The sequence below is a fragment of the Achromobacter sp. genome, assembly GCF_050285565.1.
In the GTDB taxonomy this organism is placed as follows: domain Bacteria; phylum Pseudomonadota; class Gammaproteobacteria; order Burkholderiales; family Burkholderiaceae_B; genus Achromobacter.
On the sequence record NZ_JBLZXG010000014.1, the window covers coordinates 47,123 to 68,414 of the forward strand.

A 21,292-nucleotide genomic window follows, 5' to 3' on the forward strand; every position below is an offset into this window, starting at 1 on the left:
CACTGCAAAGGAATCCATCATGAAACAAGCACTTCCCCTGCCGCGCCAAGGCGGCATCCTGCGCCCCGCGCTGGTCGTCTTCGCCGCCCTGTCGCTGGTGACCGGCCTGGCCTACCCCTTCCTGACCACCGGCATCGCCGCCGCCGTGTTCCCGCACGAAGCGTCGGGTTCGCTGATCCGCCAGGGCGACAAGGTGATCGGTTCGGAATGGATCGGCCAGTCATTCAGCGCGCCGCAGTATTTCTGGGGCCGGCCGTCGGCCACCGCGCCGATGCCGTACAACGGCGCCAACTCCGGCGGCTCGAACCTGGGGCCGCGCAACCCGGCCCTGGCCGAGGCCGTCCAGGCCCGCATCGCGGCGCTCAAGGCGGCCGATCCCGACAACCCCACGCCGGTGCCGGTGGACCTGGTCACCGCCTCGGGCAGCGGCCTGGATCCGCACATCAGCCCGGCCGCGGCCGCCTACCAAGCCGCGCGCGTGGCCCGCGCCCGCCATCTGCCGCGCGAAAAAGTCGATGCCCTGATCGCGGCGAACACCAGCAAGCCATGGCTGGGCGTGCTGGGCGACCCGGTCGTGAACGTCCTCAAGCTCAACCTGGCGCTGGATCAGCTGGCGCCGGTGAAATGACGCGCCAGCGTATAGGCCAGCGTATAGTATTGCCAGCCGTTTCCCTCCTTCACTTGCGCGTTCATGGCTGACAATGCTGGCGAGCGTCCCGATCCGGACGCGCTCTTGAAAGACCTCGACGAGGCCGCGCGCCAGGCGGTGCGCGGCAAGTTGCGGGTCTATTTCGGATCGTCGGCTGGGGTCGGCAAGACCTACGCCATGCTGGTGGCCGCGCGCGCCCAGGCGGCGCAGGGCGCCCGTGTGCTGGCCGGCATCGTCGAAACGCACGGCCGGCGCGAGACCGCCGCCCTGCTCGACGGCCTGGCGACCCTGCCCCTCAAGGACGTCGCCTACCGCGGCCACACGCTCAAGGAATTCGACCTGGACGGCGCGCTGGCGGCCCACCCCGACCTGGTGCTGGTCGACGAGCTGGCCCATTCCAACGCGCCCGGCTCGCGCCACGCCAAGCGCTGGCAGGACATCCAGGAACTGCTGGCGGCCGGCATCGACGTCTGGACCACGCTCAACGTGCAGCACCTGGACAGCCTCAACGAGGCCGTCGGCAGCATCACCGGCGTGCGGGTCTGGGAAACCGTGCCCGACGAAGTCTTCGACGCCGCCGACGAAGTCATCCTGGTCGACCTGTCGGCCGATGAACTGCTGCGCCGCCTGAAGGAAGGCAAGGTCTACCTGCCCGAGCAGGCGCGCCACGCCACCCGCAACTTCTTCCGCAAGGGCAACCTGATCGCGCTGCGCGAGCTGGCGCTGCGCCGCACCGCCGACCACGTCGATGACGACGTGCAGGCCTACCGCCGCGACCGCGCCATCGAGCCGGTCTGGCGCACGCGCGAAGCGGTGGTGGCCTGCATCGGCCCCGATGCCGACGCCGAATACGTGATCCGCAGTGCCCATCGCCTGAGCCAGCAACTGGAATGCGACCTGCACGTCGTCACCATCGACGTGCCGCGCGTCGCGCCGCCGCCGCAGGCCGAACAGGAACGGCTGCAACGCAGCCTGGCGCTGGCCGATTCGCTCGGCGCGCGCTGCGAAACCCTGGCCGGCGGCGACATGGTCGATGCGGTGGTGCGCTACGTGCGCCGCCACAACATCACCAAGGCCATCGTCGGCCGCACCCGCGCCAGCGGCCTGCAGCGCCTGCGCCTGTCGCTCTCGGCGCTGCTCACGGCGGCCATCAGCCCCGGCTGGCTGTGGCGCCGCCACAGCTTCGCCGACATGCTGGCCGCCGGCTGCCCCGAGATCGACATCATCCGGCTCGGCGCCCCGCCCTTGCCCGCCGCCAGCGTGCCTGGCCGCGACCCGCTGACCCTGGGCCGCCGCGGCCGCCAGGCGAGCGACGAGCGTGGCCCATTGGCATTCGCCGGCTACGCCTGGGCGCTGTGCTACTGCGCGGTGGCCACCGCGCTGTCGGCACTGGCATTCCCGGCGCTGCACCAGACCAACATCGTCATGCTGTTCCTACTGGCCGTAGTGGCGGTAGCGCTGCGCCATGGCCGCGGCCCGGCCGCGCTGGCTTCCATCGTCAGCGTAGGGTTGTTCGACTTCTTCTTCGTGCAGCCGCTGGCCTCATTCGCCGTGTCAGACGTGCAATACCTGCTGACCTTCGGCGTGCTGCTGGCCGTGGGCCTGCTGATCGGCCAGCTCACCGCCGGCCTGCGGCTGCAGGCGCAGGCCTCGGTCAAGCGCGAGGCCGACGCCCGCAGCCTCTATGAGTTCGCGCGCGAGCTGTCATCGGCGCTGCTGCCCGAGCAGATCGTCGCGTCCGCCGGCGCCTTCGTGCACGCCACCTTTGGCTCGCGCTGCGCGCTCTACATCCTGGGCCTGGACGACCGCCTCAAACTGGCCTCGCCCGCCGCCGATGACATGCCGCCGCTGGAATCGGCGCTGGCCCAGTGGGTCTACGACCACGGCCAGCCGGCAGGCGCCGGCACGGCCACGCTATCCAACAGCGAGTTGCTGTACCTGCCGCTGAAAGCGCCGATGCGCACCCGCGGCGTGCTGGCGCTTGCCGCGCCGCGCCGCAGCCTGTTCTCGCAGCCCGACTCGCGCCGCCAGATCGAGGCCTACGCCACGCTCATCGCCATCGCCCTGGAACGCCTGCATTACGTCGAAGTGGCGCAGCAGGCGCTGGTCAGCATGGAATCCGAGAAGCTGCGCAACTCGCTGCTAGCGGCGGTCTCGCACGACCTGCGCACGCCGCTCACCAGCCTGGTCGGCATGACCGACACGCTGATGCGCCGCCAGGACGCGCTGCCAGGCGACGTCCAGGACACCATCCGCGCCATGCGCGATCAGGCGCAGCGCATGCACGCGCTGGTCGCCAACCTGCTGGACATGGCGCGGCTGCAAAGCCGCGACACGCCGCTGCGGCTGGAATGGCAATCGATCGAGGAACTGGTCGGGGCGTCGCTGGCCGCCATGCGCGAGCCGCTGGCGGCGCATCGCGTTTCCGTAGATAGCCTGTCCGGCCTGCCGCTGGTCGAATGCGACGGCGTGCTGATCGAGCGGGTGCTGTGCAATCTGCTGGAGAACGCCGCCAAATACACCCCCGCCGGCAGCGCCATCCGCTTGCATGCCGTGGCGCAGGACGGCGAGCTGCGCGTCGCCGTCTGCGACAACGGCCCCGGCGTCGCGCCCGGCGCCGAACGCCGCATTTTCGAGAAATTCACCCGGGGCGAACGCGAGTCCGCCACGCCCGGCGTCGGCCTCGGCCTGGCTGTTTGCGAGGCCATCGTCAGCGCCCACCATGGCCGCATCTGGGTCGAGCACGCACCGGGCCAGTCCAACGGCGCGCAGTTCGTCTTCACGCTGCCGCTGGGCACGCCGCCCCCGATCCAACCCGAAATCGCCTGAGTCCATTGCATGTTCGACTTTCAGCCCACCGTCCTCATCATCGAGGACGACGCCAATATCCGCCGCTTCGTGCGCCAGGCCCTGGAGAGCGAGGGCTGCGCCGTGTTCGAGGCCGACACCGTCAAGCGCGGCCTGATCGAGGCCGGCACGCGCCAGCCCGACGCCGTGGTGCTGGATCTGGGCCTGCCGGATGAAGACGGCATGACCCTGATCCGCGAACTGCGCGGCTGGACCGAAGTGCCGGTGCTGGTGCTGTCGGCGCGCACCGCCGAGGCCGACAAGGTGGCGGCGCTGGACGCGGGCGCCGACGACTACCTGACCAAGCCGTTCGGTGTCAGCGAACTGTTGGCGCGGCTGCGCGTGCTGCTGCGGCGCCATGCCCGCGGTGGCGCCGGCAGCGCCGCCGAGATCAGCTTCGGCGACGTGCGCGTGGACTTCGCCAAGCGCGTGGTCGAACGCGGCGGCCAGCACGTGCACCTGACCGCCATGGAGTACCGCCTGCTGGCCGCGCTGCTGGCCCATCGCGGCAAGGTCATGACCCACCGCGAACTGCTGCGCGAGGTCTGGGGCCCGTCGCATGTGGAAAGCAACCACTATCTGCGGATCTACATGGGCCACCTGCGGCAGAAGCTCGAGGCCGATCCGGCGCAACCGGTCTACCTCCTGACCGAGATCGGCGTGGGCTACCGTTTCGCGGGCTGAAGGCCGGCGCCGCGCGCGAGCGCTCGAATGCACCGGGCGGTGCGGGCCAGACCATGCGCCATGGGCGTCGCCATTGATGCGCCTTTTACGCTCGCCAGGCCACTCTTGTCTCGCCGTTTACGCCGCTTCTCCTATTGTTGCGATCCCGTCCAACACAGGAGAATTCCATGTCACGCAACACCCTGGCCGCGCTCGCGCTGCTGGCCCTGGCCGCCCCCGCCCACGCGGCCGACGCGCCCGCCGCCGGCGAACCCGCCCCCGAGTATTCGCTGACCGCCAACGTCACCCTGGCCAGCCAGTACCGCTACCGCGGCCTGATGCAGACCAACAACCAGCCCGCGATCCAGGGCGGCTTCGATTTCACCCACGCCAGCGGCCTGTACCTGGGCAACTGGAACTCCAGCATCAGCTGGCTCAATGACAGCAACAGCAAGGTCTCGGCGCCGGTGGAAATGGACTTCTACGGCGGCTACAAGGGCAGCCTCGCGCCGAATGTGCCGTTCGACCTGGGCGTGCTGCAGTACTACTACCCCGGCGACTACCCGTCGGGCTACACCAGCCCCGACACGACCGAGCTGTACGCCGGCCTGGGCTACGGCCCGGTGCTGTTCAAGTACTCGATCGCCATGACCAACCTGTTCGGCTTCGCCGACAGCAAATACAGCCAATACTTCGACCTGAGCGGCAACTTCGACACCGGCTTCTGGGGCCTGACGCTCAACGCCCACATCGGCCGCCAGACGGTGCGCAACGTCACCGACGGCGCCTACACCGACTGGAAACTGGGCCTGACCAAGGACTTCGGCCAGGGCCTGGCGGTCTCGGTCGCCTACATCGACACCAACGCCGACCGCGCCGTCTACACCAACAGCCGCGGCCGCTACCAGGGCCGCGCCACCGGCCTGCTGTCATTGACCAAGACCTTCTGAAGCGTCCGGGCGTTGACGCGCTTTTTACGCGCCGCGCCCGCATTTATCGGCAGGTTTTACGGCCCGCTTTCTATAGTGGAATCGTCATCAACCAACCGGATATGCGCAAGCCCGCCTGCGCCCCGCCCACCGCCATGATCCCTCGCCAAGAACGCAGCACGCACGCCTCGTTTGACCGCCCCGCCCAGGCCCTCGCGCAGCGGCCGTCGGAAATGGTTTCCCTGACTGTCAGGATTGACACGCTGGACGCCTTGAAGGTCCGGCTGGCCCTGCACCGCGAACTGGGCGAGCGGATCGGCGTCTACCTGCTGGCGGTGGATCATGCGCATGGCCGCAGCATCCTGCAGTTGCACTGCGGCCGCGATCAGGTCGACGCCCTGATGCACGCGGTGATGTGTGGCCTGCCCCAGGCCGAATTCGGCCCGCTGCGTCCCGCGGCCGCCATCACGGTGCAGTAAGCCATGGATACCTCTGTCCCTGCCACGTTCGACGGCCTCTGGCTGCCGATGATCACCCCGATGCGCGGCGGCTACATCGACTGCGAGGCCGCCCAGGCGCTGGCGCGCTACTACCGCAACGCCGGCGTCGCCGGCCTGGTGCTGTTCGGTTCCACCGGCGAAGGCAACCTGCTGTCCATCCCCGAGAAGATCGAGATGATCGAGGCCATCCGCCGCGATCCGCACGCCCTGCCGCTGGTGTTCGGCGCGGGCGGCGTCGACACGCGCGGCGTGGCCGCCGCCATCCGCCGCCTGGACAAGTATGCGCCCGCCGGCTACCTGGTGCCGCCGCCCTACTACCTGGGCCCGTCGCAGCAAGGCATCCTGTGGCACTACCGGCAGATCGCCTGGGCCACCGAACGCCCCATCATCCTCTACAACATCCCCAAGCGAGCCGGCGTCGCCATGACGGTCGAAACCATGGAAGCGTTGGCGCTGTTGCCCAATTTCCGCGCCGTCAAGGAATGCAATCCGCCGGTGCTGATGGCGCTGAACGCGCGCGGCCGCCTGGCGGCGCTCTGCGGCGAGGACCTGGCACTGCTCGACCATTTCCTGGCGGGCGGACGCGGCGCCATTCCCGCCGCCGCGCACCTGTTTCCCGAACGCTTTGTCGAGGTCATGCAACTGGCGCGCGACGGCCACGCCGAAGCCGCGCGCGAACTGTTCGAGCCGCTGCGCGGCCTGATCCGCCTGCTGTTCGCCGAACCCAACCCGGCGCCGATCAAGCGCGCGCTGGCCCTGCAAGGCCTGATTACCGACGAGCTGCGCCTGCCCATGACCAGCGCCAGCCGCGAGCTGACCCCACGTCTGCAACGCGCCATGAGCGTGGTGCAGGGTTCGTCTAGTAGGCTGCAGACAGCTTGAAAACGGCCACCGCGCGCGCCAGATCATCGGCCTGATCATGCAGCGTGGCGGCCGACGCCGCGAACTCCTCGACCAGCGCCGCGTTCTGCTGCGTCACACTGTCCAGGTGCGTCACCGCCTGATTGATCTGCTCGATGCCCACGCTCTGCTCGGCTGAGGCGGTGGCGATCTCGCCCATCAGCGGCGCGCTGGTCGCGGCCGATTGCAGCACGCTGCCCATGGTGGCGCTGGCCTGCTCCACCCGCTGGCTGCCGCGTTCGACCGAATCCGACGACGCCTCGATCAGCGTCTTGATTTCCTTGGCAGCGGTGGCCGAGCGCTGCGCCAGCGCGCGCACCTCGCCCGCCACCACCGCGAACCCCCGGCCCTGCTCGCCGGCGCGCGCCGCCTCCACGGCAGCGTTCAGCGCCAGGATATTGGTCTGGAATGCGATCTCGTCGATCAGACGGATGATCTCGTCGATGCGTTGCGAGCTTTGCGAAATCTCGCGCATCGCGTCGATGGCGTGCTGAGTCTCTTCGCTGCCCTGGCGCGCCAGTTGCGCCGACTGCCCCGCCAGCGCGCTGACTTCGCGCACATGATCGGCGCTCTGTCTGGCGGTGGCGGTGATCTGCTCGACACTGGCCGCGGTCTGTTCCAGCGCGGCCGCCTGCTTCTCAGTGCGGTCATGCAGGTCCATGCTGCCCGCCGCGATCTGGCGCGAAGCCGCCGCGATCGAGCCGGTGGCATGGACGATGCTGCGCACCGCCACATCCAGGCGCTCCTGCATCAGGGCCATGGCGCCGAACAGCCGGCCGATCTCGCCACGGTGGTGGCGCGAGATGACGCTCGACAGGTCCCCTTGGGCCACGCGTTCACAGACCGCCACCGCCTCGTCAAGCGGCCGGATGATGTGCGAGCGGAAGAAGCGTAGCGCCGCCGCCAACAACACCGTCAGCAGCAGCACCGTTACACCGCCCTGGCGCCACAACGTGGCGCTGAAAGCCGCATCCACGTCATCCACGTACAGCCCCGTGAACATCAGCCAGCCCCATTCCGGGTCATAGACCGCATAGCTGATCTTGGGCAGCGATTCGTCGGCGCCCGGCCGCGGGAAGCGGTATTCGATGAAACCGCCGCCCTCCTTGCCGCGCGCATGCAGATTCTCGAAGATCGGCTGTCCATCACTGTCCTTCACCGCGCGCACATTGGTCCCGGCCAGCTTGGCATCGGGATGCACCCGCAGCGTGTAGCTGTCGTCGAACACGCCGACGTAGCCGTCCGCGCCGTAGCGCAGTTGCGCCAGGCGCTGCGCCACGTTGCGCTTGGCCTGCTCGACCGACAGGCCCTCGTCGAGGGCGCGTTGCTTGCCGTTGCGCACGATGCTGGCGGCCAGGTCCAACACATGGCGCAGCTCCGTCTTGCGTCCGTCCAGCATTTCGCTGCGCCTCTCCCAGGCATCCCAGCCGCCCAGGGCCAGCACCGCGACCCCGATCGCCAGCACGAACCCCAGCAGCTCCCTGCGCAAGCTTGAATTCTTCATAGATCCTCTTTTCTGATGCCCTTCCGCGCCCGAAACCAAAGACTGCGAAATGTGACTATTTATCTGTTGCGTCTGATCAGAATACGAGGGAGCGGCAGGGTTTTCACTGACGAGGCCGGGGCGGATTGATCTACGTCAAGCCCGCCAGGCATTTGCCGCGCGAGGCGCGCGCAAAAAAAAGCAAGGCCATACAAGCCTTGCTTTTTATGCGGACAAGCCGCCGACCACGGCGGCCTCTGGCGGCTAGCGCCGCGCCGCCAGGCGCTGTTGCGCGAGCCCGGTGCGAGCCGACGTCAATGCATACAGCACCACCACGGTCAGCGCGTAGATCGGCACGCTGCGCATGTTGCGGAACATCATTTCCGACAGGCTGAAGACGAAATAGCCCAGGCAGAACAAGAGGCCGATCTGCGACCCGACATGCACCACCGGGTCATCGCTGGCCGAGCGGCGCCAGAAGATCGCGGCGGGAATCAGGTACAGCGCCAGGATGCTGAGCAAGCCCAGCAGACCATAGCCCGCCAGTGCGCCCAGCATGTCGTTGTGTGGCTCGCCGTACCCAATTGCGACTTCCTCGGTGACCACGCCTTGCTGTTGCAGTTTGAGCAGTTCCGCCCGGAAGTTGGGCACGCCCACGCCAACCAGCGGGCTTTCCCGGAACATCAACCAGGAGGCCTTCCAAAGCTGTATGCGGATTCCAACAGAGGTATCACGGTCATGCTGTTCATAGCGGTTCAGATCCGACACCACCTTCTGCCAGCGGCTGTCCTTGGCATACCAGGACACCGCGGCAACAACCGCCATCACCACGATCAATCCACCCAGGAAAACCAGCTTGGTACGCCGCGCCCACTGACGCTTGGTCAGCAAATACACGAGGCCGAAGACCACCAGCAGCGCCCAGCTGCTGCGCGTCTGCGATACCCACATGCCGTAGATGCTCAGGGGCACGGCGGCAATCTTCAGGGCGGCTTCCAGGCGTGGCCACGGCGACAATTTCCACGGCAGGGTCAACAGCGATGCCAGGCCGAAGAAAATCGTCAGATCGGCAAACGCCACGGCGTTGTAGCGCCCCCCGAAATCGGACACCGCCCCACGTCCCAGGCTGGGAGAATGAACAATGACGATCAGCATCACCGCCCCGGCGAAGGCACCAAACAACAGGCTCCATTGGACATGCTGTAGCCAGTTGCGAGGCACACGCAATAGCATCCAGCAGACAGGCACCGCCAGGGCAAATCGAAGCAGCTTCTCGACTTCGGATGAACTCCACACCCCCAGGGTACTACTACTGATCAGCATGGCCAGCAGCGGCGCGATCAGTGCGATCGCCATCGGCACCAGTTCCTTGAGCGCGAATGGCTCCCAACGCTGGATGAGATTGCCCGCCATCATGGTCAAGGCGATCAGTGCGGTCAGGTAGATGATGACGGGACCGCCCGTGGCGCTAGTCAGGGCCAAGGCAGGAACAAGCAACGTCAGGAAAGCGACGCTACGCAAGCAGGTAATGGGCATAGTGGGGTTCAGCTCAGCCGGCGCAAAGGCCAATCGATACATCAGGGTCGGGATTAATCAGCCTGCGGCCGCAGCGGTTCCGGCGTCACCGGTAGGCAGAACTCCGGCGCGCGGCACCCCGGTCGGGATCAGGAACGAACTGCTTTCGAAGCCCTCAGGGATTTCTGGTAGTCCCGCGTCAGCCCTTCGAAAGCCGCCATGACGCTCCCCGGCCGCAGCCATTCACGCCACAACCGGTCGCGCCAGCGGCCGCCCGGAATATAGACCGGATAAGCGATGCGCGACATCGACCAACCCGGCCGCCATGCTTTCGTTCGGGTGGGCCGTCCCGTCAGGGTAAGCGTAGGCACGCCTACACAAGAGGCAAGATGCCCGATACCGGACTCATTCCCGATGAACCAGCCACATTCATGAATAAACGCAGCAACGTCCGCCAGCGAGGGGGATTGCTGGATGGCCAGGCCGACATCCGTCAGGCAAGTCCATTCGGCGCGTTCATGCGGCGCAAGAATGAAGTAGGGCTCGTAGCCCTGGCGTTGCAACCTCAGGCCCAACTCGACGAAATGTCGGGGCGCCCAGCAGCGCTGCGCGCCCGTGGAGGACGGATGCACGGCGACACGTTTCTCGTGAATCCGGTGGCGTCCGGCGACGGGAGGACGCAGGCCGATGTCGGTGCCGGCCAGTGCCAGGCCCAAGGCATCGCGACAATAATCGCTGATCTGGTTCAGCTTGACGAAGCCTTTCCCGGTAATGACCACATGCTCGTCATAATAAAAATAGGAAGAGGCATGGTCATGCAAGGCATATGGCCAACCGACATGCATCTGCGCCGCGCAATCATAATCCGCCAGCACGGCGGAGGCCTGTTCCTGCGGCAGCGACGGACGGATATCCATGCCCGGCAGCCAAGTGCGCAGACTGTAGGCAAAATCGCCAAAAATGGTCACTTCGCGCCCGTGCGCCACCAGGTTGTGCGCCATCGTCATCATCAACAATGTGTCGCCCAACCTGGGCGCCATCAGCATTGCGATCCGCTTGGCATCGCGCAAGCCTCGGACACAGGCCGAAGCATCATAAGGCGGCATATCGGAAGCGGGTTGGGCCATATCGTGAAAATACGCAGACTAAAGAGAAAACCGTATTACAAACAGCAGAATTATAATGTCACAATCGTCACAAATTAATTCTTTTACGCTTGACCCTCGGTATCCTGTGAGTTTTTTTTCCAGATTGCCAATATCGGCAAAAGAATCTCACCGAAAAAGCCCGCAGGCCTTGCGGCTTGCGGGCTCGTGAAGAACAATCGTCCAACGTTCCTCGATCACATGTTCTCGATCATGACCTGGCCAAAACCGGAGCATGACACCTGCGTCGCGCCCTCGAGCAAGCGGGCGAAGTCGTACGTCACTTTCTTCGACAGGATCGATTTCTCCATGCTGGAAATGATCAGGTCGGCCGCCTCAGTCCAGCCCATGTGGCGCAGCATCATTTCAGCCGACAGGATCTCGGAACCCGGGTTGACGTAGTCCTTGCCGGCGTACTTGGGCGCCGTGCCATGCGTGGCCTCGAACATGGCCACCGAATCGGACAGGTTGGCGCCCGGCGCGATGCCGATGCCGCCCACCTGCGCGGCCAGCGCGTCGGAGATGTAGTCCCCGTTCAGGTTCAGCGTGGCGATGACGTCGTATTCGGCCGGCCGCAACAGGATCTGCTGCAGGAACGCGTCGGCGATGACATCCTTGACGATGATCTCGCGGCCGGTCTTGGGATTCTTGAACTTGCACCACGGGCCGCCGTCGATCAGTTGCGCGCCGAATTCCTTTTGCAGCAGCGCATAGCCCCAGTCGCGGAAGCCGCCTTCCGTGAACTTCATGATGTTGCCCTTGTGCACCAGGGTCAGCGAGGTACGGTCGTTGTCGATGACGTACTGCGCCGCCTTGCGCACCAGGCGCTCGGTGCCTTCGCGCGACACCGGCTTGATGCCGATGGACGAAGTGTTGGGGAAACGGATCTTCTTGACGCCGAGCTTGGTCTGCAGAAACTGGATCAGTTCCTTGGCCTGCTCGCTCTCGGCCATGTATTCGATACCGGCGTAGATGTCTTCCGAGTTCTCGCGGAAGATCACCATGTTGGTCTTCTCGGGCTCGCGCACCGGCGAAGGCACGCCCTTGAAATAGGCCACCGGGCGCAGGCAGACGTACAGATCCAACTGTTGGCGCAGCGCCACGTTCAGCGAACGGATGCCGCCGCCGACCGGGGTGGTCAGGGGGCCCTTGATCGACACCACGTAGTCCTTCACGACCTCCAGGGTCTCGTCGGGCAGCCAGACGTCCGGGCCGTAGACCTTGGTGGCCTTCTCACCGGCATAGACTTCCATCCAATGGATCTTGCGCTTGCCGCCATAGGCCTTTTGCACGGCAGCATCGACGACCTTGATCATCACGGGGGTGATGTCCGCGCCGGTGCCGTCGCCCTCGATGTAGGGCACGATGGGCTGATCGGGCACGTTCAGCGAGAAATCAGCGTTGACCGTGATCTTCTGGCCCCCAGCGGGCACCTTGATATGTTGATAGGACATGAATGCTCCATTTGCTCCGGGTGGTTTTTCTGCACGCGCGCCGCATCGGCTGGCACGTGCTCCGCGGGCCGCGCGGCCCTGGCGAAACGCGCACTGGATAGCGGATAGCAACCAATTCTATATCGCATTGGGGCCGCCGGGCGGGTGGCTCGCTGGCGGGCGGTAAAATAACGCTATCTATAGCCTGCACGGCGCCCGTCTGACAATGTTCAATCCTTCCCGCGATCAAGTTCGCGAATTCTTCATCGAAACCTGGCGCAAGCACCGCGCCAACGAGGTTCTGACCCCGCTGGAGGCTATGGCCCTGGACTGGATCATCGAGCACCAGGAATACCATGCCGACCTCGAAAGCCCCGAGGCCATGACTGCCGAGTACGCGGTGGAAAAAGGTCGCACCAATCCGTTCCTGCACCTGTCGATGCACCTGGCCATCGCCGAGCAGTTGTCCATCGACCACCCGCCGGGCATCCGCAACGCCTACCAGCGCCTGGTGGCGCGCGGCGACGCGCACCAGGCCGCGCACGAGATCATGGAATGCCTGGGGCGGGTGGTGTGGGAAGCCCAGCGCCTGGGCACGCCGCTGGACAGCGACACCTACATCGACCTGATCCGCCAGCGCGCCGAACGCTAGACCGTTGCCGCGCCCCATGAAAAAACCCTCGGTCGCCCGAGGGTTTTCTGTGTTTGCGCCGGGTGGCGTGACCTTATTTGCGCACGCCCAGGTCGCTCGGCAACGACGACAGCCAGGCCGCCACATTACCGATGTCCTGGTCGGACAGTTGGGTGGCGAAAGCGCCCATGATGGGATTCTTGCGCACGTTGGCCGTGGCCGCGCTGCCCGAGGCGCCACGGCGGTAGGCCTTGAGCGCATGCACCAGGTAGTCGGCATGCTGGCCGGCCAGCGTCGGATAGGCCGGATCCACCGCCGTTTTGGCGTCGGCGCCGTGGCACGAGGCACAATTGAATTTGTCGAAAACGGCCTTGCCGGCCGCCAGATCCTGGGCCTGGGCGGCCACGCCCGAAATGGCCAATGTCGCGCCCGCGAGGGCAAGCATGATGCGGTTCATGTGATTGCCCCCTGTCATTTCAGATTCGAGTAGTACGCGGCCAGATCGGCGATGTCCTGGTCGGACAGGCTGCCGGCAATGGCGTCCATCGTGGGATGGCTGCGCGCGCCTTTCTTGTACTCGTTGAGGGCGGTCTCGATGTATTTGGCGTTCTGGCCCGCGATCATCGGGACGTGGTACAGCTCGGGGAAGGTCGCCTTGTAGCCTTCGATGCCGTGGCAACCGATGCACATGGAAACCTTGTCACGGGCATTCTGGACGTTGCCGACCGGCGCCGCGTCCGCAGCGGCTGCCTGGCCGGCGATCGCACAGGTGGCCAAGGTCAGCAGAGAAACCGTGTACTTCAGAGAGAATCGCAACTTCATTGGGATGGCTCTTCTTGGTATGGCTTGAGGACTAGGGCCTGCTCACACGGAAAGGCCCCCGGCAAACACGTTGCGGGTCGAACCCCACTGCAAAACCGCCTGATTGTACGATAATTGTCTAGGATTAATACCCGAAAATGGCCTTGATCTCCCTCAACCCCGAGAAGTCCACCGATCCATGTCCGCTGCCCAGACCGCTCCTTCCGCACCGCAAACACGCTTCGATGGCACCGATCGCTACGTCGCCACCGATGACCTCAAGCTTGCCGTCAACGCCGCGTTGACGCTGCAACGCCCGCTGCTGATCAAGGGCGAACCCGGCACCGGCAAGACCATGCTGGCCGAGGAAGTGGCGCGCGCGTTGGGCCGTCCTTTGCTGCAGTGGCACATCAAGTCCACCACCAAGGCGCATCAGGGTCTGTACGAATACGACGCGGTTTCGCGCCTGCGCGACTCGCAGCTCGGCGACGAGAAGGTGCGCGACATCCGCAACTACATCGTGCAGGGCACCTTGTGGCAGGCCTTCGAGGCCGAGCAGCCGGTGGTGGTGCTGATCGACGAAATCGACAAGGCCGACATCGAGTTCCCCAACGACCTGCTGCGCGAGCTCGACCGCATGGAGTTCCATGTCTACGAAACGCGCCAGACCATCGCCGCGCGCCATCGCCCGCTGGTCATCATCACCTCCAACAACGAGAAAGATCTGCCCGACGCCTTCCTGCGCCGCTGCTTCTTCCACTACATCCGCTTCCCCGACCGCGAAACCATGCGCGACATCGTCGCGGTGCACTTTCCCGAGCTCAAGCAGGACGTGCTGCGCGCGGCGCTCGACACCTTCTTCAGCCTGCGCGACGCGCCGGGCCTGAAGAAGAAGCCGTCGACCTCCGAACTGCTGGACTGGCTGCGCCTGCTGCTGGCCGAGGACGTCAGCGCCGCGCAGATCGACGCGCACACCGCCACCGCGGTGCCGCTGATGGCCGGCGCCCTGCTCAAGAACGAGCAGGACGTGCACCTGCTGGAACGGCTCGCCGCCATGACCCGCGGCACTCAGCGCCGCTGACGCTCGCCTCACGACGGCCGCCATGCTGATCGACTTCTTCTACCACCTGCGGGCTCACAAGCTGCCGGTGTCAGTGCAGGAATACCTGACGCTGGTGGACGCGCTGCGCCAGGACCTGATGACGCCCACGCTGGACGACTTCTACTTCCTGGCGCGCACCGCGCTGGTCAAGGACGAAGCGCTCTACGATCGCTATGACAAGGCCTTCGGCGCCTACTACAAGGGCATCGAGGCCGCGCTGCCGGCGGGCAAAGACATCCCCCTGGACTGGCTCATCAAGCAGTTCGAGAAGAGCCTGACGCCGGAAGAGAAGGCCGCCATCGAGAAGCACGGCTGGGACAAGCTGATGGCGCTCTTCAAGGAACGCATGGAAGAACAGAAGGAACGCCATGCCGGCGGCAGCAAGTGGATCGGCACCGGCGGCACCTCGCCGTTCGGCAATGGCGGCTACCACCCCGAAGGCATCCGCGTCGGCGGCCAGTCGGCCGGCAACCGCAGCGCGGTCAAGGTCTGGGACATGCGCCAGTTCAAGGACTACGACGACCAGATCGAACTAGGCACGCGCAACTTCAAGGTCGCGCTGCGCCGCTTGCGGCGTTTCGCGCGCGAAGGCGCCGAACTCGAATTGGACCTGGACGACACCATCGCCAGCACCGCGCGCAACGCCGGCCACCTGGACCTGCGCATGGTTCCGGAACGCCACAACACGGTCAAGGTGCTGATGCTGCTGGACGTCGGCGGCAGCATGGACGACCACATCGGCCGCGTCGAAGAACTGTTCTCGGCGGCCCGCAGCGAGTTCCGCAACCTCGAGGTCTACTACTTCCACAACTGCCCGTACGAGAGCCTGTGGCAGAGCAACCGCCGCCGCCAGAACGAACGCTTCGACACCTGGGACGTGCTGCGCAAGTACAACCCCGACTGGCGCCTGATCATCGTCGGCGACGCCACCATGAGCCCGTATGAGATCCTGCAGCCGGGCGGCTCGGTCGAGCACTACAACAAGGAGCCCGGCGCCCAATGGATGCGCCGGCTGCTGGACGCCTGGCCCAAATCGGTGTGGCTCAATCCCGAGCCCACCGCGTCGTGGCAGTACCGCCAGTCGATCGCGCTAATGCGCGACATCATGCAGGATCGCATGTATCCGGTGACGGTCGCGGGCCTGGAACAGGCGATGCGGGTGCTGTCGAAGTAACCCGTCACCCGCGCCACGCGGCGCGGTCCGGGCAAGGCGCCTCAACCATCCACCGGCTGCGCCGGCGTGTCCAGCGTCAGCTGGTAGAACGCCAGGTCGAGCCAGCGGCCGAACTTGAAGCCGGCCTCGCGGATGGTGCCGGCATGCACGAATCCCAGCTTCTCATGCAGCTTGATACTGACCTGGTTGGCCGCGTCGATGCCGCCGATCATCAGGTGCACCTGGTTGGCGCGGGCACGCGCGATCAGCACGCGCATCAGCGCCTCGCCCAGCCCCTGCCCGCGGAAACGGCCGTCGACATACACGGAATGTTCGACCGAGTACTTATACGCCGGCCAGGCGCGGAAGATGCCATAGCTGGCAAACGCCATCAGCTCGCCGGCGGCGTTCTCGAACCCCACCACCGGAAAGCCGCCAGCAACCTTGGCCTGGAACCAGCCTTGCATTGCCTCGCGCGGTCGCGGCTTGTAGTCATACAGCGCGGTCGAGGTGGCGATGGCCTCGTTGAAGATGGCCAGGATCTGGTCCGCATGGCGTTCGTGCGTGCAATCGACCAGGAGGGCGCCGTCCGGCGCGCCGTTGTCAGCGTGCGTAGTCATGGCGCGAATTGTAGCCAGCCGCCCCGGCCCGCGGCATAAAAAAAACCGGCGATTTCGCCGGTTCAGTGAGGGGACTGCCGCTTCTGGCCACTCTCAGGCGGCGCGGCTCTCCACAGTTCGGCGGGCGCTATCGGCCATGCTGCGCATCCCGGGGCACTGGCGCCAGGCCAACTCGTCCGCGTCCATGTCCAGGTCGAACAGGTCGTTGGCCGCGGGCCAGGGATGCTGGCGCGCCTCGGCGCCCTCCATCTCGAGCACATGCCCGGCAAAGCCGCGCGGCGACCCGCCACACTCGGCGAAATAGCGCTGCGTGCGCAGGTCCACCACGTAGGTGGTCATGTCATGGGTCAGTATGGCCACGAATTGGCCGTCATCACTGGCATAAGCGTATTGAAACTGTCCTTTGATGCGGTCGCCGCTCATGGGGCTGCCGGTCAATTGGGACAAGGCACGCGTGACGATCTCGGTCAGCATGGGTCGTTCCTCCGAAAGATGCGCCGGCAGGATGCCGGCGGCGAAGGCGCGAACAACAAGCACCGTCGTCGCCCGCGGGGCGGGGCGCGATCCGGCATGCGGCCGGTGTGCGGCCCGGCGGGGCGGCGGCTGGCGTTGGACGGGAAACCTGTAGACGGCTGTCGCGCATCCCGTCGACAACAGCAACTACGTTCTTTAAAGCTTACACCCGGGCACGGCCAGGTCTCAAATCGGCCCCGCCGCGCCAGGGTGTTGCAGCGCAACATCCTGGCGCGGCGGGGCCTGCCAGCGCTTATGCCGCCGCGAACGGCTCCATGCCTATGCCTGCGTCACCATTTTTTTGCGCTTGCCAGGCCTCGCGCGCCAGCCGATACAGCACATGCGTTTTCAACGGATGGCCGTCCGGCACCGCCGGATGCTCGAAGCGCTGATTGTCTTGCCGCATGCCCAGGCGTCGCATGACCGCGAGCGAAGGCGTGTTTGCCGGCACCGTGAACGCCACGATCTCGGGCAGGCCGAGCTGCTCGAACCCGACCCGCAGCGCGGCCTGCGCGGCCTCGCTGGCATAGCCCCTGCCCCAGTAGGGCGCCGCCAGGCGCCAGCCGATTTCCACGCCCGGCGCGAATGGCAGCGCCGGCGCCAGCGCCTTGATGCCGACGAAACCGATGAAGGGCGCGACGCCCGGCGCCTCGACGGCCCAGAAACCCCAGCCGTATTCATCGATGCCGGCGGCCAGCCGGTCGGCCAGCGCGTCGCTCTCCCGCGCGGTCATGGGCAGCAGATAGCGGGTCACGCGCGCATCGGTGTTCATGGCCGCGAACGGCTCGCGGTCGGCCGCCAGCCATTGGCGCAGCACCAGGCGGGGCGTTTCGATTTCAAGGGATAGCGACATGCGCGGGTTTCCAGACAGAATGACCGGCCGGTGCGCTTCGGGGGCGGGCCCCTGAACCATTCACACCGTATACACTCCAACGGATTCTGCCATGCCAAAGGAATAGTCCGCCATGCGCCTGTCCATATCGAAGCTGCCGCGCCCGCTGGGCGCGCTGCTGTTCTCATCCTTCCTGGCCTTCCAGGCCGGAGCCGCCAGCCTGCCAGCCGGCGTCACGGAGGCCGCCTCGATTGAAGGCATCACCGAATACCGCCTCAGCAACGGCCTGCGGGTCCTGCTGGTTCCCGATGAATCCAAGCCTTCCACCACGGTCAACATGACCTACCTGGTCGGCTCGCGCAACGAGAACTACGGCCAGACCGGCATGGCCCACTTGCTCGAACACATGCTGTTCAAGGGCACCTCCACCACCCGAAACGCCATGGGCGAATTCTCGCGCCGCGGCCTGCAGGCCAACGGCTCGACCTCCAGCGACCGCACCAACTATTTCGCCAGCTTCGCCGCCAACCCCGACACCCTCAAGTGGTACCTGGGCTGGCAAGCCGACGCGATGGTCAATTCCCTGATCGCCAAGGAAGACCTCGATTCCGAAATGACCGTCGTGCGCAACGAGATGGAAAGCGGCGAGAACAGCCCCTTCCGCATCCTCATGCAGAAGATGCAGGCGGCCGCGTTCCAGTGGCACAGCTACGGCAAGAACACCATCGGCGCCCGCTCCGACGTCGAGAACGTCGACATCGGCCAATTGCGCGCCTTCTATCACGAGTACTACCAGCCCGATAACGCGGTGCTGATCGTGGCCGGCAAGTTCGATCCGCAGGCCACGCTGGCCGACATCGAATCGACGCTGGGCAAGCTGCCCAAGCCGGATCGCAAGCTGCCGCCCGAATACACCGTCGAGCCGGCCCAGGACGGCGAGCGCAGCGTCACGCTGCGCCGCACCGGCGGCACGCCGCTGGTCGCGGCGATGTACCACATCCCGGCCGCCGGCAGCCCCGACTTCGTGCCGTTCGACCTGGCCACCACCATCCTGGCCGACACGCCGTCGGGCCGCCTCTACCACGCGCTGGTGCCGACCAAGCTGGCCTCGGGCGTGTTCGGTTTCACCATGGAGAACCTGGATCCGGGCCTGGCCATGTTCGCGGCGCAACTGACGCCGGGCAAGAGCCTGGACGCCGCCATGAAGGCGCTGACCGGCACGCTGGAAGACCTTGCCAAGAAGCCCTTCACCCAGCAGGAGCTCGACCGCGCCCGCAGCAAGTGGCTGACCTCCTGGGAGCAGACCTACAGCGATCCGGAACAGGTCGGCGTGGCGCTGTCCGAAGCCATCGCTGCCGGCGACTGGCGCCTGTTCTTCCTGCAGCGCGACCGTGCCCGCAAGGCCACGCTGGCCGAAGTGCAGCAGGCCGCCACCACCTACCTGGTGCAGAGCAACCGCATCGAAGGCCGCTACATCCCGACCGACAAGCCGGTGCGCGCGCCGCAGATGCAGCGCGTGGACCTGTCCGCCGTCTTCAAGGACTACAAGGGCGATCCCGACTTCAAGGCTGCGTCCGCCTTCGATCCCTCGCCGCAGAACATCGACCGCCTGACGCAACGCAAGACGCTCGACCTGCCCAACGGCCCGGTGCAACTGGCGCTGCTGCCCAAAGCCACGCGCGGCAACCGGGTGCAGGCCCAGATGCTGATCCAATTCGGCAACGAGAAAGACCTCCTGGGCCAGCGCGTCAATTCCAGCGCCGTGGCCGACCTGCTGACGCGTGGCACCGCCAAGCTGTCACGCCAGGACATCCAGGACCGCCTCGACAAGCTGCAGGCCGAACTGGGCTTCAGCGGCGGCGGCACCACGCTCAAGATCGCCATGTCGACCAAGCGCGAAAACCTGCCCGAGCTGACCCGCCTGGCCCTGGATATCGTGCGCAACGCGAATTTCCCCAAGGAACAACTGGAGGAATACCAGCGCCAGCTCGAAACCTCGATCCAGAACGCCATGACCGAGCCGCAGGCCCTGGCCGGCCGCGCCCTGGCCCGCCAGGACAACCCGTGGCCGGCTGACGACCTGCGCTACGTGCCGACGTTCGAGGAATCGCTGGCCGGGGTGCGCGCGCTGAACCGCGACGCGCTGGTCAAGTTCCACGCCAAGTTCTATGGCGCCGGCAAGATCGAGTACTCGGCGGTCGGCGATTTCGAGCCCGAGGCCGTCGAAAAAGCCATTAAGGAAAGCCTGGCCGGTTGGAAGCGCGCTCCCGCCTACACCCGTGTCGGCAACCCGTACCGTGACATCCCGGCCAAGCAGTTCGATATCGAGACCCCGGACAAGGCCAACGCGTTCTACATCTCGCGCATGCCCTTGAAACTGCAAGACACGGACGCGGACTATCCGGCGCTGTACCTGGCCAACTACCTGTTCGGCGCCTCGGAAACCTCGCGCCTGTGGAACCGCGTGCGCGAAACCGAAGGCCTGTCCTACAACGTGCGCAGTTCGCTGTCGGTGTCGTCGTTCGAGCCCAGCGCCAGTTGGACCATGTACGCCATCTACGCGCCGCAGAACCGCGAGCGCCTGGAAAAGGCCATCGGCGAGGAGCTGGCCCGTGTGCTCAAGGACGGCTTCAGCGACAAGGAAATCTCCGACGGCATCACCGCCCTGCTGAACTACCGCAACCTGGCCCGCGCCCAGGACGACGTGCTGGCCGGCACCTGGCTCGACTATCTGCAGCGCGGCCGTACCTTCGAATGGTCGGCCGAGATGGACAAGAAGATCAGCGCGCTCACCGCCGACACGGTCAACGCCGCGCTGCGCAAGTACCTGCGCCCCGACGGCTTCAGCACCGCCGTCGCCGGCGACTTCAAGAAAAAGGCGCCCTGAGCGCCGCGCCCTCCGGCGTCCCCCAGCCCCTGCCCCGGCAGGGGTTTTTTTTGCGCGCCACGTGCCGGCATTCGCCCCTGCGACAGCCTAAGGGGACGGGGCGCCCCCATGACCATGCCATAGACGGGGAAATTTCTTATCAAAATATTTATTACCTGTTTATTTGGAAAGATGTTTTCGAGATATACGGGTTTATCCCAGGTGGGATGGCGCGCACAATTCAGTCATCGGGAACAAACAACGAACCACGACGGAGGGCCGCCGGATTCGGCCCCGTCTACAACATTGGAGGTCATTATGAAAACCCTGACGACTACCCTTCTGATTTCCCTAGCCCTGGCCGGCGCCGGCGCGCAAGCCGCCGGTGTCGAGCAAGCCAAGTCGAGCGCCCAGGTGGCGACCGAACTGCAACAGGCCAAGATCAGCGGCCAATACACCTTTGGCGAGCTGGACTACCCGCCCGCCCTGCCGCAGGCCACCAGCCTGAGCTCGCAGGAAGTGCAAGCCCAGCTGCAACAAGCCAAGACCAGCGGCGAATACACCTTCGGCGAACTGCAATACCCGCCCGTCGCGGCGGCTCCGGCCAGCGCCAAGTCGCGCGCCGAAGTCCAACAGGAACTCGCGCAGGCCAAGGCCAGCGGCCAATACACGTTCGGCGAACTCGAATACCCGCCGATCACCCGGTGAGC

The 21,292-nt window shown here is 65.8% G+C and carries 20 protein-coding genes; 11 read left to right on the top strand and 9 right to left on the bottom strand.

The annotated features are described in order from the left end of the window. The first annotated feature begins 19 nt into the window (after window positions 1-19). The 6 genes from kdpC to ACN6O8_RS24545 all read left to right on the top strand — a co-directional run bounded on the left by kdpC (window position 20) and on the right by ACN6O8_RS24545 (window position 6,470). The gene (gene kdpC, locus ACN6O8_RS24520) at window positions 20-628 is read left to right on the top strand and encodes a potassium-transporting ATPase subunit KdpC (RefSeq protein ID WP_427993579.1); all 609 of its coding nucleotides are present in this window, start codon (window positions 20-22) and stop codon (window positions 626-628) included. 63 nt (window positions 629-691) lie between these two features. Then, window positions 692-3,478 carry a DUF4118 domain-containing protein gene (locus tag ACN6O8_RS24525; protein WP_427993580.1) on the top strand — a complete coding sequence of 929 codons (2,787 nt, stop codon included), beginning with the start codon at window positions 692-694 and terminating at the stop codon, window positions 3,476-3,478. A 9-nt stretch (window positions 3,479-3,487) separates the two neighbouring features. After that, window positions 3,488-4,180, top strand: a complete 693-nt coding sequence (gene kdpE / locus ACN6O8_RS24530) for a two-component system response regulator KdpE (protein WP_054419958.1) — start codon at window positions 3,488-3,490, stop codon at window positions 4,178-4,180. A gap of 167 nt (window positions 4,181-4,347) precedes the next feature. Continuing rightward, window positions 4,348-5,109 (top strand): TorF family putative porin, encoded by a 762-nt coding sequence (locus tag ACN6O8_RS24535; protein ID WP_427993581.1) that lies wholly within the window; start codon window positions 4,348-4,350, stop codon window positions 5,107-5,109. Window positions 5,110-5,243: 134 nt separating this feature from the next. Beyond that, entirely contained in the window at window positions 5,244-5,567 is a 324-nt protein-coding gene (locus ACN6O8_RS24540) for a hypothetical protein (protein ID WP_427993582.1), read from the top strand. 3 nt (window positions 5,568-5,570) lie between these two features. Next, complete coding sequence (locus ACN6O8_RS24545; RefSeq protein ID WP_427993583.1) at window positions 5,571-6,470, top strand: 4-hydroxy-tetrahydrodipicolinate synthase family protein; 900 nt, start codon at window positions 5,571-5,573, stop codon at window positions 6,468-6,470. Here the strand turns inward: ACN6O8_RS24545 and ACN6O8_RS24550 are convergent. The 4 genes from ACN6O8_RS24550 to icd form a co-directional block, all read right to left on the bottom strand. Further along, the gene (locus ACN6O8_RS24550; RefSeq protein WP_427993584.1) at window positions 6,448-7,992 is read right to left on the bottom strand and encodes a methyl-accepting chemotaxis protein; all 1,545 of its coding nucleotides are present in this window, start codon (window positions 7,990-7,992) and stop codon (window positions 6,448-6,450) included. The genes ACN6O8_RS24545 and ACN6O8_RS24550 overlap by 23 nt on opposite strands. Before the next feature lie 243 nt (window positions 7,993-8,235). After that, the gene (locus ACN6O8_RS24555; RefSeq protein ID WP_427993585.1) at window positions 8,236-9,507 is read right to left on the bottom strand and encodes an O-antigen ligase family protein; all 1,272 of its coding nucleotides are present in this window, start codon (window positions 9,505-9,507) and stop codon (window positions 8,236-8,238) included. A 128-nt stretch (window positions 9,508-9,635) separates the two neighbouring features. Further along, on the bottom strand, window positions 9,636-10,613 hold the full coding sequence (locus tag ACN6O8_RS24560) for a glycosyltransferase family 9 protein (RefSeq protein ID WP_427993586.1): 978 nt from the start codon (window positions 10,611-10,613) through the stop codon (window positions 9,636-9,638). 215 nt (window positions 10,614-10,828) lie between these two features. Beyond that, a complete protein-coding gene (gene icd, locus ACN6O8_RS24565; RefSeq protein ID WP_049071757.1) occupies window positions 10,829-12,085 on the bottom strand; it encodes an NADP-dependent isocitrate dehydrogenase in 1,257 nt (418 codons plus the stop codon). Between the two features lie 205 nt (window positions 12,086-12,290). On the opposite strand from icd, the gene ACN6O8_RS24570 reads away from it, so the two are divergent. Further along, a complete protein-coding gene (locus tag ACN6O8_RS24570) occupies window positions 12,291-12,716 on the top strand; it encodes a DUF1841 family protein (protein WP_427993587.1) in 426 nt (141 codons plus the stop codon). Window positions 12,717-12,789: 73 nt separating this feature from the next. Here the strand turns inward: ACN6O8_RS24570 and ACN6O8_RS24575 are convergent, their stop codons facing one another. Both ACN6O8_RS24575 and ACN6O8_RS24580 read right to left on the bottom strand, forming a co-directional pair. Continuing rightward, window positions 12,790-13,152, bottom strand: a complete 363-nt coding sequence (locus ACN6O8_RS24575) for a c-type cytochrome (protein ID WP_427993588.1) — start codon at window positions 13,150-13,152, stop codon at window positions 12,790-12,792. A gap of 14 nt (window positions 13,153-13,166) precedes the next feature. After that, complete coding sequence (locus tag ACN6O8_RS24580) at window positions 13,167-13,517, bottom strand: c-type cytochrome (RefSeq protein ID WP_427993589.1); 351 nt, start codon at window positions 13,515-13,517, stop codon at window positions 13,167-13,169. Window positions 13,518-13,695: 178 nt separating this feature from the next. Here ACN6O8_RS24580 and ACN6O8_RS24585 point away from each other — a divergent pair, with 178 nt between their 5' ends. Next, window positions 13,696-14,577: a MoxR family ATPase gene (locus ACN6O8_RS24585; protein WP_336235692.1), complete on the top strand. Its 882-nt coding sequence runs from the start codon at window positions 13,696-13,698 to the stop codon at window positions 14,575-14,577. 22 nt (window positions 14,578-14,599) lie between these two features. Further along, entirely contained in the window at window positions 14,600-15,772 is a 1,173-nt protein-coding gene (locus ACN6O8_RS24590) for a vWA domain-containing protein (RefSeq protein ID WP_427993590.1), read from the top strand. A gap of 41 nt (window positions 15,773-15,813) precedes the next feature. Here ACN6O8_RS24590 and ACN6O8_RS24595 read toward each other — a convergent pair whose 3' ends face one another. The 3 genes from ACN6O8_RS24595 to ACN6O8_RS24605 all read right to left on the bottom strand — a co-directional run bounded on the left by ACN6O8_RS24595 (window position 15,814) and on the right by ACN6O8_RS24605 (window position 17,737). After that, a complete protein-coding gene (locus ACN6O8_RS24595; RefSeq protein WP_427993591.1) occupies window positions 15,814-16,371 on the bottom strand; it encodes an N-acetyltransferase family protein in 558 nt (185 codons plus the stop codon). Between the two features lie 93 nt (window positions 16,372-16,464). After that, the gene (locus ACN6O8_RS24600) at window positions 16,465-16,845 is read right to left on the bottom strand and encodes a hypothetical protein (RefSeq protein WP_427993592.1); all 381 of its coding nucleotides are present in this window, start codon (window positions 16,843-16,845) and stop codon (window positions 16,465-16,467) included. Between the two features lie 292 nt (window positions 16,846-17,137). Then, a complete protein-coding gene (locus tag ACN6O8_RS24605) occupies window positions 17,138-17,737 on the bottom strand; it encodes a GNAT family N-acetyltransferase (RefSeq protein ID WP_427993593.1) in 600 nt (199 codons plus the stop codon). Between the two features lie 112 nt (window positions 17,738-17,849). Between ACN6O8_RS24605 and ACN6O8_RS24610 the strand changes: the two genes are divergently transcribed. Next, window positions 17,850-20,603: a M16 family metallopeptidase gene (locus ACN6O8_RS24610; RefSeq protein ID WP_427993594.1), complete on the top strand. Its 2,754-nt coding sequence runs from the start codon at window positions 17,850-17,852 to the stop codon at window positions 20,601-20,603. Window positions 20,604-20,900: 297 nt separating this feature from the next. Beyond that, entirely contained in the window at window positions 20,901-21,290 is a 390-nt protein-coding gene (locus tag ACN6O8_RS24615) for a DUF4148 domain-containing protein (RefSeq protein WP_427993595.1), read from the top strand. Window positions 21,291-21,292 lie beyond the last annotated feature (2 nt).

What these genes read in the sequence shown, in the direction of transcription:
- kdpC (WP_427993579.1), top strand. Translation starts at nt 20, where the DNA reads ATGAAACAAGCACTTCCCCTGCCGCGCCAAGGCGGCATCCTGCGCCCC.
- ACN6O8_RS24525 (WP_427993580.1), top strand. Translation starts at nt 692, where the DNA reads ATGGCTGACAATGCTGGCGAGCGTCCCGATCCGGACGCGCTCTTGAAA.
- kdpE (WP_054419958.1), top strand. Translation starts at nt 3,488, where the DNA reads ATGTTCGACTTTCAGCCCACCGTCCTCATCATCGAGGACGACGCCAAT.
- ACN6O8_RS24535 (WP_427993581.1), top strand. Translation starts at nt 4,348, where the DNA reads ATGTCACGCAACACCCTGGCCGCGCTCGCGCTGCTGGCCCTGGCCGCC.
- ACN6O8_RS24540 (WP_427993582.1), top strand. Translation starts at nt 5,244, where the DNA reads ATGATCCCTCGCCAAGAACGCAGCACGCACGCCTCGTTTGACCGCCCC.
- ACN6O8_RS24545 (WP_427993583.1), top strand. Translation starts at nt 5,571, where the DNA reads ATGGATACCTCTGTCCCTGCCACGTTCGACGGCCTCTGGCTGCCGATG.
- ACN6O8_RS24550 (WP_427993584.1), bottom strand. Translation starts at nt 7,992, where the DNA reads ATGAAGAATTCAAGCTTGCGCAGGGAGCTGCTGGGGTTCGTGCTGGCG.
- ACN6O8_RS24555 (WP_427993585.1), bottom strand. Translation starts at nt 9,507, where the DNA reads ATGCCCATTACCTGCTTGCGTAGCGTCGCTTTCCTGACGTTGCTTGTT.
- ACN6O8_RS24560 (WP_427993586.1), bottom strand. Translation starts at nt 10,613, where the DNA reads ATGGCCCAACCCGCTTCCGATATGCCGCCTTATGATGCTTCGGCCTGT.
- icd (WP_049071757.1), bottom strand. Translation starts at nt 12,085, where the DNA reads ATGTCCTATCAACATATCAAGGTGCCCGCTGGGGGCCAGAAGATCACG.
- ACN6O8_RS24570 (WP_427993587.1), top strand. Translation starts at nt 12,291, where the DNA reads ATGTTCAATCCTTCCCGCGATCAAGTTCGCGAATTCTTCATCGAAACC.
- ACN6O8_RS24575 (WP_427993588.1), bottom strand. Translation starts at nt 13,152, where the DNA reads ATGAACCGCATCATGCTTGCCCTCGCGGGCGCGACATTGGCCATTTCG.
- ACN6O8_RS24580 (WP_427993589.1), bottom strand. Translation starts at nt 13,517, where the DNA reads ATGAAGTTGCGATTCTCTCTGAAGTACACGGTTTCTCTGCTGACCTTG.
- ACN6O8_RS24585 (WP_336235692.1), top strand. Translation starts at nt 13,696, where the DNA reads ATGTCCGCTGCCCAGACCGCTCCTTCCGCACCGCAAACACGCTTCGAT.
- ACN6O8_RS24590 (WP_427993590.1), top strand. Translation starts at nt 14,600, where the DNA reads ATGCTGATCGACTTCTTCTACCACCTGCGGGCTCACAAGCTGCCGGTG.
- ACN6O8_RS24595 (WP_427993591.1), bottom strand. Translation starts at nt 16,371, where the DNA reads ATGACTACGCACGCTGACAACGGCGCGCCGGACGGCGCCCTCCTGGTC.
- ACN6O8_RS24600 (WP_427993592.1), bottom strand. Translation starts at nt 16,845, where the DNA reads ATGCTGACCGAGATCGTCACGCGTGCCTTGTCCCAATTGACCGGCAGC.
- ACN6O8_RS24605 (WP_427993593.1), bottom strand. Translation starts at nt 17,737, where the DNA reads ATGTCGCTATCCCTTGAAATCGAAACGCCCCGCCTGGTGCTGCGCCAA.
- ACN6O8_RS24610 (WP_427993594.1), top strand. Translation starts at nt 17,850, where the DNA reads ATGCGCCTGTCCATATCGAAGCTGCCGCGCCCGCTGGGCGCGCTGCTG.
- ACN6O8_RS24615 (WP_427993595.1), top strand. Translation starts at nt 20,901, where the DNA reads ATGAAAACCCTGACGACTACCCTTCTGATTTCCCTAGCCCTGGCCGGC.